The sequence below is a fragment of the Methylobacterium sp. 275MFSha3.1 genome (genome assembly GCF_900108435.1).
Lineage (GTDB): Bacteria > Pseudomonadota > Alphaproteobacteria > Rhizobiales > Beijerinckiaceae > Methylobacterium.
Map to the genome: position 1 here is coordinate 43,231 of NZ_FNWP01000016.1, position 15,013 is coordinate 58,243.

At 72.7% G+C, this 15,013-nt stretch carries 15 protein-coding genes; 10 read left to right on the top strand and 5 right to left on the bottom strand.

The genetic code is table 11. The features are described from left to right. The first annotated feature begins 909 nt into the window (after positions 1 to 909). Positions 910 to 1,740: an outer membrane protein gene (locus tag BLW78_RS19140; protein WP_091681443.1), complete on the top strand. Its 831-nt coding sequence runs from the start codon at positions 910 to 912 to the stop codon at positions 1,738 to 1,740. A 178-nt stretch (positions 1,741 to 1,918) separates the two neighbouring features. Here BLW78_RS19140 and BLW78_RS19145 read toward each other — a convergent pair whose 3' ends face one another. Beyond that, complete coding sequence (locus BLW78_RS19145; RefSeq protein WP_091681444.1) at positions 1,919 to 2,512, bottom strand: hypothetical protein; 594 nt, start codon at positions 2,510 to 2,512, stop codon at positions 1,919 to 1,921. 196 nt (positions 2,513 to 2,708) lie between these two features. Here BLW78_RS19145 and BLW78_RS19150 point away from each other — a divergent pair, with 196 nt between their 5' ends. From BLW78_RS19150 to BLW78_RS19185, 8 genes are all read left to right on the top strand, one after another. Next, entirely contained in the window at positions 2,709 to 2,924 is a 216-nt protein-coding gene (locus BLW78_RS19150) for a hypothetical protein (protein ID WP_170855188.1), read from the top strand. A 41-nt stretch (positions 2,925 to 2,965) separates the two neighbouring features. Next, on the top strand, positions 2,966 to 3,970 hold the full coding sequence (locus tag BLW78_RS19155) for an SDR family oxidoreductase (protein ID WP_091681446.1): 1,005 nt from the start codon (positions 2,966 to 2,968) through the stop codon (positions 3,968 to 3,970). 157 nt (positions 3,971 to 4,127) lie between these two features. Next, positions 4,128 to 4,394, top strand: a complete 267-nt coding sequence (locus BLW78_RS19160; RefSeq protein ID WP_026605238.1) for a GCG_CRPN prefix-to-repeats domain-containing protein — start codon at positions 4,128 to 4,130, stop codon at positions 4,392 to 4,394. Between the two features lie 194 nt (positions 4,395 to 4,588). After that, a complete protein-coding gene (locus tag BLW78_RS19165; RefSeq protein ID WP_244492105.1) occupies positions 4,589 to 4,816 on the top strand; it encodes a hypothetical protein in 228 nt (75 codons plus the stop codon). Between the two features lie 165 nt (positions 4,817 to 4,981). Continuing rightward, a complete protein-coding gene (locus BLW78_RS19170; RefSeq protein WP_091681447.1) occupies positions 4,982 to 5,524 on the top strand; it encodes a sigma-70 family RNA polymerase sigma factor in 543 nt (180 codons plus the stop codon). Then, the gene (locus BLW78_RS31430) at positions 5,521 to 6,375 is read left to right on the top strand and encodes an anti-sigma factor family protein (RefSeq protein WP_170855189.1); all 855 of its coding nucleotides are present in this window, start codon (positions 5,521 to 5,523) and stop codon (positions 6,373 to 6,375) included. The genes BLW78_RS19170 and BLW78_RS31430 overlap by 4 nt, the downstream gene beginning before the upstream one ends. 70 nt (positions 6,376 to 6,445) lie before the next feature. Further along, a complete protein-coding gene (locus BLW78_RS19180; RefSeq protein ID WP_091681452.1) occupies positions 6,446 to 7,138 on the top strand; it encodes a helix-turn-helix transcriptional regulator in 693 nt (230 codons plus the stop codon). 137 nt (positions 7,139 to 7,275) lie between these two features. Beyond that, on the top strand, positions 7,276 to 7,503 hold the full coding sequence (locus BLW78_RS19185) for a YjiS-like domain-containing protein (protein ID WP_020095124.1): 228 nt from the start codon (positions 7,276 to 7,278) through the stop codon (positions 7,501 to 7,503). A gap of 48 nt (positions 7,504 to 7,551) precedes the next feature. Here BLW78_RS19185 and BLW78_RS19190 read toward each other — a convergent pair whose 3' ends face one another. Then, positions 7,552 to 8,571 (bottom strand): zinc-dependent alcohol dehydrogenase family protein, encoded by a 1,020-nt coding sequence (locus BLW78_RS19190; protein ID WP_091681454.1) that lies wholly within the window; start codon positions 8,569 to 8,571, stop codon positions 7,552 to 7,554. Between the two features lie 214 nt (positions 8,572 to 8,785). Between BLW78_RS19190 and serA the strand changes: the two genes are divergently transcribed. Then, positions 8,786 to 10,006: a phosphoglycerate dehydrogenase gene (serA, locus tag BLW78_RS19195; RefSeq protein WP_091681566.1), complete on the top strand. Its 1,221-nt coding sequence runs from the start codon at positions 8,786 to 8,788 to the stop codon at positions 10,004 to 10,006. A 112-nt stretch (positions 10,007 to 10,118) separates the two neighbouring features. Here the strand turns inward: serA and BLW78_RS19200 are convergent, their stop codons facing one another. From BLW78_RS19200 to cysE, 3 genes are all read right to left on the bottom strand, one after another. Continuing rightward, the gene (locus tag BLW78_RS19200) at positions 10,119 to 12,113 is read right to left on the bottom strand and encodes a family 2A encapsulin nanocompartment cargo protein cysteine desulfurase (RefSeq protein WP_091681456.1); all 1,995 of its coding nucleotides are present in this window, start codon (positions 12,111 to 12,113) and stop codon (positions 10,119 to 10,121) included. After that, positions 12,100 to 13,497, bottom strand: a complete 1,398-nt coding sequence (locus tag BLW78_RS32060) for a family 2B encapsulin nanocompartment shell protein (protein WP_091681458.1) — start codon at positions 13,495 to 13,497, stop codon at positions 12,100 to 12,102. Before BLW78_RS32060 ends, BLW78_RS19200 begins: the two co-directional genes overlap by 14 nt. Before the next feature lie 429 nt (positions 13,498 to 13,926). Continuing rightward, positions 13,927 to 14,799: a serine O-acetyltransferase gene (cysE, locus tag BLW78_RS19210; RefSeq protein WP_091681459.1), complete on the bottom strand. Its 873-nt coding sequence runs from the start codon at positions 14,797 to 14,799 to the stop codon at positions 13,927 to 13,929. Positions 14,800 to 15,013: the final 214 nt, after the last annotated feature.

Here is a 15,013-nt window from a genome sequence, read left to right on the forward strand (position 1 = left end):
TCCGCCTGCAGCCCGGCCACGAGCAGGCACAGCGCCGAGAGGAACGCCACCGCGAGATACGGGGCCGGCGTGTCGGTCATCGAGGCCTCCCGGCCGGCGCGGGGCCGGCATCCTCGATCCCGGTCCGGGCCCGGAGGGCCGGCATCGAAGGCAGCGCGACGGGGTGCATGCGCGTCTCCTGAAATCTCAACCGACGACGAGGCCGGCAGATAGGGCTTGCGGCGCGCCGGAAAAGCCGCGGCCGCCGCGCCGCCCCGGCGCGGCGGCGCCTTCTCCACAGGCCGGGAGACCGGCGCCGCGCCGCCGCCGATCCCCTGCGAGATCTGCCGGTTCCGAGGAGATCGATCCGGCCGCGGCCGCGCACCAAGACCCGGGGATGCGCGATCAAGACTCGGGCCAGTCGGGCGGCCGGTTTCATCTGTGCAGATCCGCGGCCCGACGCGCGAGTGGTGCCCGCACAGAGGCGCGATGGCGTCCGAAAGCCCCGCAATACGGGACGGGATCGCGCGAGATCTGCGGCGCCGCCCGCACCCGCGCGCCCGGGGATGCGCGGGCACCACCCGTAAATTAATGTTAACCGCTCGCGGGATCGCGATCGGGCTTGCGGGCCGCCGACCGGTAGGATTTATTAAACCTCGAAGCTTCCTGGTTGGTCCTGGGAACGTTCACCGACAAACTGAAGCCCCGTCCGCTCGAGCGCGACGGGGCATTTTGTTTTTGGAAACATTCGGATACCGAAGTTCTTCTCGGGCTAGACCAGTCGATTTCGCGATGTGCTCCAGCGCACCCGGCTGTTTCGGGGTCAAAGACCCGATTCCGAGCTGTTGCAGCGATGCACTATCGCCCCGGCACGTCCTGGCGTTCTGTCCGCCCCGCACACATCCCGCCCAACGGGAGACAGAGGACCAAATGATCAAGAAGCTTCTGCTAACGAGCGCCGCTACGGCTCTCCTGACCGGCGCCGCCTCGGCCGCCGACCTTCCGCGCCGCGCCGCCCCGCCGCCGGTGTTCACCCCCGTCCCGGTCTTCACCTGGACCGGCGCCTACTTCGGTATCAACGCCGGCTACGCCTTCGACGCCAGCAGCAACAACACCAACAGCTTCGGCGTGCCCGCCCCCTACGGCAACGGCACAACCGCCTTCTTCAGCCAGCGCAACCAGGAAGGCTTCACCGGCGGTGGCCAGGTTGGCTACAACTTCCAGTTCACCCCGGGCTCCGGCATCGTCGTCGGTGTCGAGGCCGACGCCCAGTACCTCGACTTCGGCCGCAGCCGGAATAACGCCTTCCTCGTCGGCCCGCTGGCCCCCGGCTACTACGTCACCGACCCGCGCGGCCTCTCCAGCCTCGACTTCTTCGGCACCGTGCGCGGCCGCATCGGCTACGCCTTCGACCGCGTCCTCGTGTACGGCACCGGCGGCTTCGCCTACGGCTCCGGCAGCGCCGACCGCTCCTTCGGCGGCTTCGCCGGCAACGACAGCTTCCGCACCGGCTACGCGGTCGGCGGCGGCATCGAGTACGCCCTGCCCACCGACTCGTTCCTGAACTTCTTCCGCTCGAACGCCGTGACGCTCAAGGTCGAAGGCCTGTACGTCAACCTCGACCGCAACACCCGCAACCAGGGTGCGTTCGTCATCAACGCCGCCAACAACTTCCCGGTGGTGTACAACAACATCGGCCGCCGCGACGACGAGTTCGCCGTCATCCGCGCCGGCCTGAACTACAAGTTCGGCTCGTACTAAGATCCACCCGCGCGCCGTCCCGGTCACCGGGACGGCGCGCGGGCCTCTGGACAAGCCGCATCCCCTCTCGACCTGAGCATCCCCAGCCCGATCAAACTGGCCGCTTGAGCCGAGGAGCGTCCCGGGAGCCATTCCCGGGACGTCTTGCGTCGGGGGCGAGGGCCCGTCGCGGCGCGCCTCAGGCGTGGACCGCGTGCTCCAGCTGCGCCTTCGACATCCGCGACCGGCCGGGCACGTTCTGCGCCCGGGCCTTGCGCATCAGCGCGGCCTTGGTCGTCTCCGCCTTGCCGGACGCCTTGCCGGACGCCTTGGCGGCAGACTTGCCGGTCGTCTTGCCGGACGTCTTGCCTTTTCCGGACGCCTTGGTGGACGTGCCGTCCTCGCGCGCCGCGGCGGCCTTCTCGGCGGCGGCCTTCGGCTGCTTCGAGAACTGCTTGCCCTTCCGGGTATCGGCGCGCTTCTTGGCCGTGCTGGCGGCGTATTCCGTGTCGGTCAGGCTCTCGCGGGCCTTCTTGGGCAGGTATCGCTCGCCGGTCTTGCCGCTCTCTTTGCCAGACTTCGTGCCCCACTCCTCGTCGGTCCATTGCTGGAGATGGTTGTCGGCCGACTTCTTGCCGGCGTAGCCGCCGCCCTCCTTCTTGTATTCGGCGGTCGCGATCTGCGCCTTGCGCGCCGACCACTGGCCGGGCTTCCCGCCCTTCTCGGACTTCGTGACCTGCGTCTTGACCTTGTCCCACAGTTTCGGGTCGGTCTTTTTGGCGGTTCCTGACATCGGCGCCTCGTGAAAAAGATTTGGCAGACAACACGGGCCCCGCGGCCGTGTTCCTGCGGCGCGTTCGCCCGGCTCGCACCCTCCCGCACCTCGATTCGCGCGCAGCGTCCGCCGCCCCGCGGCCGGGGCAGCCGGATACGCCGGCCGCCTGACGGGTTGGCCCTCAGGGGATCAGGCCCATCGCGAGGGATGCAGCATGGCGGACACGCCGGACGACACCCAGGCCGAGCGGATGCCGCACGGCGAGCCGGAGCGCGCGGGCCTGGCCGACAGCCCCCGCGACACCGCAACCGGCACGGTCAGGCCGCAGGACGGCCCGATGGAGCGGGCCGGCACCGAGAAGGAGGAGGCGCGCCGGGGCGGGACCAGCCTCGGCGCGGAGCGCGACCGGCCGGGCGGAGGCCGGGGCTGAGCGCCGCCATCGAGACAGCACGCGAGAGAGGAAGACGCAGCATGCAGATCCGGCACAAGCCCCTGCGCGAGCAGGTGATCGTCATCACCGGCGCCTCCAGCGGGATCGGCCTCGCCACGGCCCGGGCGGCCGCCCGCCGCGGCGCCCGCGTCGTGCTGGCGGCCCGGAACGGCGCCGCCCTCGACGACATCGTCCGCGACATCCAGGAGCGCGGCGGCGAGGCCCGGGCCGTCGTGACCGACGTGTCCCGCCGCGAGGATGTCGAGGCGCTGGCCGCAGAGACCGTGCGCGCCTACGGCGGCTTCGACACCTGGGTCAACAATGCCGGTCTCTCGATCTTCGGCCGCCTCGAGGAGGTTTCGGACGAAGACCATCGCCGGCTGTTCGACGTCAATTTCTGGGGGATCGTCTACGGCTCGACGGTGGCGCTGCAGCACCTGAAGCGGACCGGCGGCGCGCTGATCAACCTGGGCTCCGTCGCCTCCGACCTCGCCTTGCCGATCCAGGGTATGTACTCCGCCTCCAAGCACGCGATCAAAGGCTTCACGGACGCGCTCCGGATGGAGCTCCAAGAGGAGGGCGCCCCGGTCTCGGTGACGCTCATCAAGCCGGCCTCGATCGACACGCCGTTCCCGGAGCATGCCCGGAACTACATGGCGCAGGCGCCCAAGCTGCCGCCGCCGGTCTACGACCCCGCCGACGTCGCCGACGCGATCCTGTACGCCGCGGAGCACGGGCCCCGCGACCTCTACGTCGGCGGCGGCGGCAAGCTGATGAGCGCGCTGCGCAAGCGGGTCCCCGCGGCGACCGACTGGATGGGCGCCCAGGTGATGTCGCGGAGCCAGACGGCGGGCGCGGCCGGCAAGCGGCGGGACGGCGCCCTCCACGCGGCCGGCCGCGACGGGGCCGTGCGGGGCGGCTCGCCCCACCACGTCATGCGCAGCGCCTACACCCGGGCCTCGATCAACCCGGTCCTGACCGGGATCCTGCTGGCGGGGGCCACCGCGGCCGCGGCCTCGCTGCTCGGCCGCGCCGACCGCCGCTAGAGCCCCGCCGCGGCGCCCGTCCCCGCGCGGGCGCCGGCCGGACTGTTTGTTTCTAGACGATGATGGCGGAGGTCAGCCGACATTCAGGCCCGATGACCATTCTAACCGGGTCTTGCGCCGGGCCGAACCGGCGCGGAACCGAACAGAAGGTCTGATGATGATGCACGTGAAGATGATCGCGGCCGCCGCGGCTGTCGTCGGCGGCCTCGGCCTGGCCTCCGCCGGCGCGGCGCCCCTGGCGCCCGCCGGCGCCGATACGCTCACCGGCCCCGCCGCGGTCAGCACCGTCGCCTTCGGCTGCGGCCCCGGCTGGGCGCCCGGCCCGTACGGGCGCTGCCGGCCGATCTACCGGCGGCCGCGCTTCTACGGCCCGCGCTGCTTCTTCCGTCCGACCCCGTGGGGACCGCGGCGCGTCTGCCGCTAAGGTCGCGCAGGCACGCGTCCCGACGCGCGGGTCCGGCGCCGAACCGTGGCCCGACCCACGGGTTGATCCAGGGGCAGGTCCCGTCTCCGAGGAGGCGGGGCCTGCCCCTTTCCCGTTGGCGGTGATGCGGGCCGGCAGCGCCGGGGATGCCACGACCGGGACCGCGGACGGTCCCGCTCCGGTTGGACATGGCCATGGCCCAGGATAAGAGCGGCGGCGCGAACCCCTCGGCGGCGGAACGGGCGGCGGCCGAGCGCGTCGCCCGCAAGCGCCTCGGTCCGGACGGCTGCCCGGAACCGGCACCCGACCGGCGATCGCCGTCCGGACAGGACCGCGGGAGCGAGGCCGCGGCGCCGGACCGCCGGGCGCCTCCGGGGCGGCCGGTCGCGACGCGCCACCGGCCCGAGAGGCTTCCCGAGTAGCGCCCCGAGTAGCGCCCCGAACATTCGCGTGCCCGGACGCGGGAATAAAGCCCGCCGCCGCCCGGTTCCCGATTGTGTGGCACAAGGCTGCAGGCAGGAGCACGAGGGCAGGGACCCCATGGCTTCGCAGGCTCTCGACGGGGCGGGCCCGGCCCGGCCGCCGACATGACGACCCTGGCGCGCGCGCGCTTCAGTCAGCTCGTTCTCCCGCGCCTGGACGAGGGCTACCGGCTCGCGCACTGGCTCACCGGCAACGCCACCGACGCCGAGGACGTGATGCAGGAGGCGTGTCTGCGCGCCTACCGGGCGATCGAGGGGTTCGCCGAGGGCAATGCCCGAGCGTGGTTCCTGACCATCGTCCTCAACACCGGCTATTCCTGGCTGCAGCGGCACCGGCCGCGGGCGGTGGTCTTCGCCGACGACCTCGCCCCCGAGGCCCGCGCCGAGCTGGAGATCGGGGGCGCCCTGATCGAGGTCCCGGAGACGCCCGAGGCGACCCTCATCGCCCGCGACGACGCGGGGCAGCTCGCCCGGGCGGTCGAGGCCCTGCCGGTGGCCTTCCGCGAGGCGCTGGTCCTGCGCGAGTACCACGGCCTCAGCTACCGGGAGATCGCCACGGTGACGGGGGTCCCGATCGGGACCGTGATGTCGCGCCTCGGCCGCGCGCGGCAGCACCTGCTTGCACGGCTCGCGAAGGACGGGCGATGACCGACGACGAGACCCTCCTGCTCCTCAGCGCCTACGCGGACGGCGAGCTGTCGCCCGGCGAAGTCCTGGCCATGGAGCGCCGTCTCGCGGCGGATCCCGACGCGCGGGCCCTGGCGGAACGCCTCCGCGACCTCTCGGCCACCCTGCGCGGGCCCCTCGCGGGGCCGCCCGCCCCGGAATCCCTGCGGGCGCGCGTGATCGAGCAGATCGGCTTCACCGACCCGCCCCCGTCGCGCGGCCGCCTCGGAGGCCCGCTCGGGACCCGGCTCGGGTCCTGGGTCGGGACCTGGGTCGAGGCCTGGGTCGAGGCCTGGCTCGAATCCTGGCGCAGATCCCGGCAGGCGCTGGCCGCGACGCTGCTCGTCGGCCTCGTCGGCGGGGCCGCGCTCGGCAGCGGGATCGCCTATCTCGACCGCCCCGACGGCGCCCCGGATACCGGCGCGGCCGTGCTCGCCGGCCATCTCCGCGGCCTCGCGGCGCCCCAGCCGTTCGACGTCGCCTCCTCGGACCGGCACGTGGTGAAGCCCTGGTTCAACGGCCGGACCACCCTCGCGCCCGAGGCCCCCGACCTGTCCGACAAGGGCTTCCCGCTGGTCGGCGGCCGGGTCGACATCGTCGGCGGAACCCCCGTGCCGACCCTGGTCTATCGCCGCGACAGGCACGTCATCAGCGTCACGGTGGTCCCCGCCGCCGACGGCCCCGGCGCCGGCGAGGAGCGGCGCGACGGGTCCACGATCGAGCGCTGGCGCCTCGGCGACCTCACCTACTGGGCGGTCTCGGACCTCAACCGGCGCGACCTGCGCGCCTTCGCCGACCTGTTCCAGTCCCGGACCGGGGGCCCGCCGGGATGAGGCGGGAATAAGGGACGCCAGTTTCGGGTTATTACTGATATCGTGATGTCGATCCGGCGAGGATCCCAGCGTGATCAGTCAATCCCACCTGCACACCCGCAGAGCCGAAACGATATCCGGGATCGGCTCCGCCCAGGAGCGGCGGGTTCAGGCCGGCGGCACCCCGGCCTTCCCGGACCCGACCCTCGTGGAGGCGGCGCTCCATCTCCTGGCGGAGCATCTCGAGCAGGGGCTGGCGGTGACCGACCGGTACGGGCGGGCCCATTTCCTGAACCGCGCGGCGCAGGCCTTCGTCGCGCGCGGACTCCTGTGCCTGGAGCACGGCGGCCTGCGCGGCGCGACGCCCGAGGACAGCGCGGCGCTGCGCCGGGTCATCGCCCGCTGCGCCGCGGGCCATCGCGGCGGCTCGGTGCGATTGGAGGGCGCGGGCGGGACGCTCCTGGTCGCCGCCTCGGCGATTCCCGGGACGCTCGGCCCGATCGGCGAGGGCGCGGTTCTCCTGCGTCTCACCGACCCCGGGACCCCGCGCCTGCCGGATCCCGGCATTCTCCAAGACCAGTTCGGCTTCACGCCCGCGGAGGCGGCCCTGGCCGTCGACATCCTGGCCGGGAACGACCTCGCGGCGAGCGCCACGCGCCGCCGGATCACCCGGAACACGGCGCGCGTGCACCTGCGCCACCTGTTCGAGAAGACGGGGACGCGCCGCCAGGCCGAGCTGGTGCGCCTGCTCCTGCTCTGCCCGCAGCCGATCGCGGACGCCTAGCGCACTCCGGCAAAAATATTCGCGCCGCGCGCCACCCTTAATCCGAACGGAGGATGCGCATAGTCCGCATTAAAGCGACGCTGATCCGGCCGATCGTGGACAAAACACGGATCTTTCGGCGCAACGGAGGCTGGATCATGATCCTCTCGTTCCTGAAATCTGCCCGAAAGAGCCGCATCGCGGCGCGAAATCTTCGCATTCTCTCGGCCCTCGACGACGAGATGCTGAGCGACATCGGCCTCGACCGGCGCACACTCCGCACGTTCTGCGAGAACGGCTGCGCGCACGTGCCGCCGCCGCCGAGCCAGGCCGAGACGCCCCGGGCCCTGATGATACCCGGTGGGCTCGGGATCGCCTTCCGCTGAACGCCCGCCGCACCGCCCGCCGCACCGCCTCGGGCCCGGCCGGACCGCTCAGATCTCGACGCAGATCTTGCCGAAGTGGCGGTTGCTCTCCTGGTGGCGGAACGCCGCGACGAGGTCGTCGAGGGGGAAGCGGCGGTCGATGACCGGCCGCAGCCCGCAGGCGTCGATGCCGCGGATCATCTCGATCTGGTGGCGCCGGCTGCCGACCAGCACGCCCTGCAGCCGGATCTGCTTCAGGAGCGCCGGCACCAGCGGCAGCTCGCCCGCGACCCCCGAGAGGATGCCGATCACCGAGACGTGGCCGGCGACCCGCGCGGCGGCCATGGACTGCTCCAGCGTCGCCGGGCCGCCGACGTCGAGGACGTGGTCGACGCCGCGCCCGTCGGTCAGGCGCCGGGCGGTCTCGCCCCAGGCCGGGTCGGTGCGGTAGTTGATGACGTGGTCGGCGCCGAGACCGCGCAGGCGCTCCAGCTTGGCGTCGCTGGAGGAGGTGGCGATCACCGTGGCCCCCGCCGCCTTGGCGAATTGCAGGCCGAACAGCGACACGCCGCCGGTGCCCTGCACCAGCACCACGTCGCCGCTCTTCAGGCCGGCATCGGCGTGCAGCGCCCGCCACGCGGTGAGCGCGGCGGTGGTGAGCGTCGCCGCCTCGGCGTGGTCCCAGCCTCGCGGGGCGCGGGTGAAGGCGGTGGCGGGCGCGGTGACGCCCCCGCGGGCGTAGCCGTCGACCCCGTCGCCCGGCACGGTGGCGAAGCCCTCGACGCGCGGCGCGCCCTCCAGCCAGGTCGGGAAGAACGTGCTGACCACCCGGTCGCCCACGGCGAACTCGGTCACGCCTGGCCCCACGGCCTCGACCTCGCCGGCCCCGTCCGACATCGGGATGCGCGGCTCGCTCGGGCCCCACATCCCGCTGACCACCGCGTAGTCGTGGTAGTTGAGGGAGCTCGCCCGCAGGCGGACGGTGATCGCGCCGGGCCCGGGCTCCGGCACGGGCTGCTCGCCGAAGGTCACCTTGTCGAAGCCGCCGCCGGGCTGGACGATGACGGCCCGGGCTGTCGATCCGGTCATGGTGCACCTGTCGCTCCGCGGCCTCGGCCGCCGGGAGGCGGACACTGGCAGGCCCGGCGCGCCGCGTCGAGACGACGGGGCCGGGCCGTCCGCCGCGGGGCGGGGGAGGGCGGCCCGCGCCCGCAACCCCTTCCTGCCCGCGCCGCCCTTGCCGCCGCGCCGCGCCGGCGCCAAGGTCGCGGATCGCATCCCGTCCGTGGAGGGAGGACAGACCGTGTCGACCGAGCGCGTCGTTCTGACCGAAAGCATAGCGCCGACAGCGTCCAAGATCTTCACCCAGGCCGGGATCGGCGCCATCCGGCAGCTGTCGCGCGCGGTCAGCCCCGGGGACGCCGGCGAACTGGCCGACGTCACCGTCCTCGGCATCCGCTCGCGCACGCAGGTCACCGCCGCGCTTCTCGACGCCCTGCCCGACCTCGCCGCCATCGGCTGCTTCAGCGTCGGGACCAACCAGGTCGACCTCGAGACGGCGCGCGCCCGCGGCCTGCCCGTGTTCAACGCGCCGTTCTCGAACACGCGCAGCGTCGCCGAACTGACGATCGGCGAGATCGTGATGCTGCTCCGGCGCATCGTGCCGCGCTCGGTCGCGGCCCATGAAGGCGGCTGGGACAAGTCGGCCACCGGCGCCTTCGAGGTGCGCGGCAAGACGCTCGGCATCGTCGGCTACGGCAATATCGGCGCGCAGCTCTCGAACCTCGCCGAGGCGATGGGCATGCGCGTCATCTTCTACGACCTCACCGACAAGCTGCGCCACGGGAATACCGAGCCGGCCGAGAGCTTCGAGGCCCTGCTCGCCGTGAGCGACGTGGTCAGCCTGCACGTCCCGGAGACGCCGCTGACCCACGGGCTGATGGGCGCGGAGCGGATCCGCGCGATGAAGCCGGGCGCCTACCTGATCAACAACAGCCGCGGCACGGTCGTGGACCTGGACGCCCTGGCGGCGGCTCTGCGCGACGGTCACCTCGCCGGGGCCGCGATCGACGTCTTCCCGGTGGAGCCGACCTCCAACGCGGAGCGCTTCGTCTCGCCCCTGCAGGGGCTGCCGAACGTGATCCTCACCCCCCATGTCGGCGGCTCGACCGAGGAGGCCCAGGACCGCATCGGCGCGGAGGTGGCCCGCAAGCTGGTCGACTACGTCCAGACCGGCTCGACGCTCGGCGCCGTGAACTTCCCGCAGGTGCAGCTGCCGCCGCGCCTGTCCGGCGCGCGGTTCCTCCACGTGCACCGGAACGTGCCCGGCGTGCTCGGGCAGATCAACGCGATCTTCTCGGGCCGGTCGCTCAACATCGACGCGCAGTACCTGCAGACGGACGGCGAGTTCGGCTACGTCGTGGTGGACGCGTCCGTGCCGCCGGGCGAGGCGGACGCGGTGCTCCGCGCGCTGCGGGCCATCGACGGCACGGTGCGGACGCGGCATCTCCGGCCGGCGGCGTGAGGATCCGCGCGCCGCGCCGGACGTCGGCGACGGGTCGCGCGGATCCTCACGCCCGCAGGGCAGGGTTCGGCGGACACGACGCCCCCGCGCCCGCCGGCCGGCGACGCGCCGGTCACGGTCGCGGCAGGGTGTGCAGCGCCCGCAGGAAGGCGTCGACCTCCGCGCGGGTGTTGTAGAAGGCCAGCGAGGCCCGCACCGACTGGTCGACCCCGAACCGGCGCAGGGCCGGCAGGGCGCAGTGATGGCCCGAGCGCACCGCGATGCCGTGCGCGTCGAGGTGGTGGGCGACCGCCGCGTTCGTCTGCCCCTCGATCACGAAGGACATCACGCTCGCCTTCTCACGGGCCGTGCCGATCAGGCGCAGGCCCTTCACGTCGGCGAGCTCGCCCTGGGCGTACGCGAGGAGGTCGTGCTCGTAGGCGGCGATCGCCGGCATGCCGATACCCGCGAGGTAGTCGAGCGCCGCCCCGAGACCGACCGCACCGGCAATGTCGGGCGTGCCGGCCTCGAACTTCTCGGGCGCGCCCTTGTAGACGGTCTTCGCGAAGGTGACGTCCTCGATCATGTGGCCGCCGCCCTGCCAGGGCGGCATCGCCTCCAGCAGGTGGGTCTTGCCGTAGAGCGCGCCGATGCCCGTCGGCCCGAACACCTTGTGGCCGGAGAAGACCAGGAAGTCCGCGTCGAGGGACTGCACGTCCAGCGGCATGTGCGGCGCGGATTGCGCCGCGTCGACCAGCACCGGCACCCCGTAGGCGTGGGCGAGCTGGATGATTTCCCGCACCGGGTTCACGGTGCCGAGCGCGTTGGCCACCTGCGTCACCGAGACGATCTTGGTCCGGCCGGAGAGCAACGCCGCGTACTGCTCGAAGATGATCTCGCCCCGATCGTTGACCGGGATCACCCGGAGCGTCGCCCCGGTCTGCTGCGCCAGCAGCTGCCAGGGCACGATGTTGGCGTGGTGCTCGATGGTCGAGACGATGATCTCGTCGCCCGGGCCGACATTGGCCCGGCCGTACGAGTTCGCCACGAGGTTGATCGCCTCCGTGGTGCCCCGCAGGAAGACGATGTCGTCCTTCGTGGGCGCGTTGAGGAAGCGGCGCACCGCCGCGCGGCCGCCCTCGAACAGGTCGGTGGCGCGCGCCGCCAGGGTGTGGGCGGCCCGGTGGATGTTCGAGTTGTGCCGGGCGTAGAACTCCGAGGTCGCGTCGATCACCCCTTGCGGCTTGTGGGTGGTGGCGGCGTTGTCGAGCCAGACCAGCGGGTGGCCGTTGACGCTCTGGTGCAGGGCCGGGAAGTCCCGGCGGACATGCTCCACGTCGAAGGGCGCCGCCACCGGGCTCGACCCGTGCGACGTCACCCGCGGCGCCGGGCCCGGGTCGCGGGCCGGCTCCACCCGGGGGCTCGCCGGCGCCCTGCGGGCCGGCCCGGGGCCGAGGTTCAGGAAGTAGTAGTCGCCGGCCGGTGCCTCGGGCGCCCGGGACAGCCGGCCGGTCCGGGCGAAGCGCTCCTGCGCCTCATCGCGGCCGGCCTTCGACGGGTCGGCCGGCACGAGAGCCGGGGCGAGGGCGTGCGCGAAGGCGTTGGCGCGCGGGTGGTCCGCGGCGATCTGCCGGTGCAGCTCCGGACCGCCGGGGAGGGCGGCCGCCAGCGCCGGGGCGCCGGCGAAGGAGAAGTCCGGCAGCACCGGGCGCGGGCTCGCCGGGTGGACCGGCGGGATCGCAGCCACGTCTGCGAAGGCCGGGCTCGCGGGTGCGAGGTTCGGCAGGGTCGGCCCGGAGAGACCCGGCAGGCCGACCGGCGGCGCCCCGAAGGAGCGCGCCGCCAGCGCGGAGGCGTCGGGCTGCAGGCCGGCGGGCTGGCCGCCCGCTGGGGCGGAAGGGACGCCCAGGGGCGCACTCGGCAGCGGCGCGCCGCCCGGGCCCTGGGGCAGGCTCTCGAGGGCCTGCGGGACCTGGGGGCCGGCGGGGAGCGCCGGCGCGAAGGGCCGGCTCGCGGCCTGACCCTGCCCGTAGATCTCCCGGGCGAGGCGTCCGACGAGATCCGCGTGGGCCAGCTCGCCCGGGCTCGCCCCGGGCAGCCCGAGGGCGACAGCCTCAGGCGTAGTCATGGTAGTTGCCCAGCAGCACGTTATCGAGGCGGGCGATCGCGTCCTCGACCAGCACGGCGGCCGAGAAGTAGCGGGTCACGAGGTGCGAGGCGATCGAGTGGTCGTTGGTGCCCATGTAGCGCACCGACAGGCCGGGCTCGATCTCGCCGGTCACGCCCGATTTCTGCAGGCCGACCACGCCCTGCTCGCCCTCGCCGACGCGCAGCAGCAGGATCGAGGTGGTCTCGGCCCCGGTCACCGGGTCGAGGTCGATCGGCAGCTTGTCGCTCGGCACCAGCGGCACGCCGCGCCACGTGATGAACGGCGCGCCGAACAGGTGGACGACGACCGGCGGCACGCCGCGGCGGGTCGCCTCCCGGCCGAAGGCCGCGATGGCGCGGGGATGGGCCACGAAGAAGGCGGGCTTCTTCCAGACCAGGGTCAGCAGCTCGTCGAGGTCGTCCGGGGTGGGCGGGCCACCGCGGGTGGGGATGCGCTGGCGCGGGCCGACCTCGCCGAGAAGGCCGAACTGCGCGTTGTTCAGGAGCTCCCACTCCTCGCGCTCCTTCACGGCGTCGACCGTGAGGCGGATCTGCTCGCGGAGCTGGTCGATCTCGTTGGAGTAGAGATCGGTGACGCGGGTATGGGTGTTGAGGATCGTCTGGATGGTCGAGAGGTGGTACTCGCGCGGATCGACCTCGTAGTCGACGAAGGTCGTCGGCAGGCGCGGCTCGCCGGTATGGACCGCCAGCAGCTCGATCCCCTGCTCGCCGTAGGAGTTTGTGTGACCTTTGAGGCGGTCGCGCTCCTCGCGGTACTGCGCGATCTTGGCGCGGATCTCCTCGCTCTCCACCGCGGCGGCGTCGAGGGTCAGGAGGGTCACGGCCGACAGGGCCTTCACGGCCGGGGCGGGCGCGCGCTCACCGGCGAGGCCCGCATCGCCGAAATAGTCGCCCTTCGTGGCGAGCCCCTGGCGCAGGCGACCCTTGTAGGGGCCCGACAGGGTCAGCTCGACGGTGCCGTCGGCCACCACCGTGAGGCTGCGGCCGGCGGAGCCCTCCTCGTGGATCACCGTTCCGGCCTTGTGCCGGCTCTCGGTGAACTTGGCCGCCAGCGCCGCCAGCTCGGCATCGCCCAGCCGGCTGAACAGCGGCACGGCCCGCAGGGAGGCGGGACGGATCACCTTGCCCTCCCCCTTGTCCTCGGCGACGAGATCGATCCGGCCGGGGCGGGCCAGCACGACGGCGCGGCGGTTGACGCGGTAGACCCCGCCCGCCACGTCCACGAAGGGCAGGAGCCGGAGCAGCCAGCGCGGCGTGTTGGCCGCGTTCTGGACCGAGGTGACGGTCGCCGTCGCAAGATTGCGTGCCGCCGTGGCGCTCACGCTCAGACCCGGTCCGCTCATCGTTCGTCCTCACTCCATCCAGGATTTCAGGCGCGCCGCGCCGATCCGCGCGGCGGCAGTGCGCCCCGCAGCCTGTGCGGGGCGGGCGCAAGTCGTTCCGATCAGAACGCGACGACGATCGCGACCCGAGCGGCCGCATCGTCAATAAAATCATGTATTCTCTAGCAGTTCGACAGCCATCGTCGAACGCTCGGCCGGGCCGACTTCATCGTTGTTCCGGCGATGTCTGGATAAAGTCTGATTCGCCCAAGGGTCAACGGAATGATGTCCCTATTTTTCGTCGATTCGTAGAAATGGATCCCGTGGTATGCACGACGAACAGGACACGACCGTCCTCAGACGGGCATGTCAGAGAACTTAATTCTATGGAGTCGCGCCCGGCGGCGGCGCCCGGACGACTTTGTTGTCAGGAAAAATCTTTCGCGCGTCTCAGATGCCGTCCCCGTAGCCGAAGGACTGGTCCATGCTGAGCGCCGGCTCCTCGTCGACGGGCAGGCGCGAGACGACCCGGGCCGGCACGCCCGCCACGGTCGTGTGGGGCGGCACGTCCTGCAGCACCACCGCGGCGGCCGCGACCTTGGCGCCCGCCCCGACGCGGATGTTGCCCAGTACCTTGGCGCCGACGCTGAGCAGCACCCCGCGCTCGATCTTGGGATGCCGGTCGCCGCTCTCCTTGCCGTTGCCCCCGAGCGTCACCGACTGGAGGATCGAGACGTCGTCGGCGATCACCGTGGTCTCGCCGATCACCACGCCGGTGGCGTGGTCGATGAACACCCCCGAGCCGATCCGGGCCGCCGGGTGGATGTCGCAGCCGAACACCTCGGAGATCCGGCTCTGGACGTGCAGCGCCAGGGTCGCCCGGCCCCGGTGCCAGAGCCAGTGGCCGACCCGGTACGCCTCGAGCGCGGCGAGTCCCTTGTAGAACAGGAACGGGTCGAGGTAGCGGCAGCAGGTCGGGTCGCGCTCGCGGATCGCCACGAGGTCGCGCACCGCGTGGGCGCCGGCCTGCGGGTCGGCCTCGAAGGCCGAGAGGCACAGGTCGCGCATCGACAGGCGTGCGAGGTCGCCGTCCCCGAGCCGGTGGGCGAGGCGGTAGGCGAGGGCCTGGGCCAGCGAGCGCTGGTCGAGGATCGTCGCCTGGATGATCCCCGCATAGAGGGGCTCCTCGATCAGGGCCGCCTCGGCCTCGGCGCGCAGGGCGGCCCAGACTTCGGCCTCCGCGGTGCTGCGGCTCGTGATGCGCAGGGGCGGCTGGACCACGGCCATCGTGGCACCCGCGGCGGGCAGGGCAGCGTGATGCATCGGTCGTCGCCGATCACGGCAGGGGGCGGAACGGGCCGGGCCGGCCGCGCTCCAGGGCGTCGTGCCCCTGGACCGTCACGCCCACATTGGCCGGGGCGTCGCCCCGCATCATCGTCCCCGAGGCCATGGTGTCGTCTCCCTCGAACCGGTCGCGGTGGCGGCCCGATTCCGCCGCCGGCGGCGCCGGCGAGAAGTCTCTTCCGGATGCCCCGGC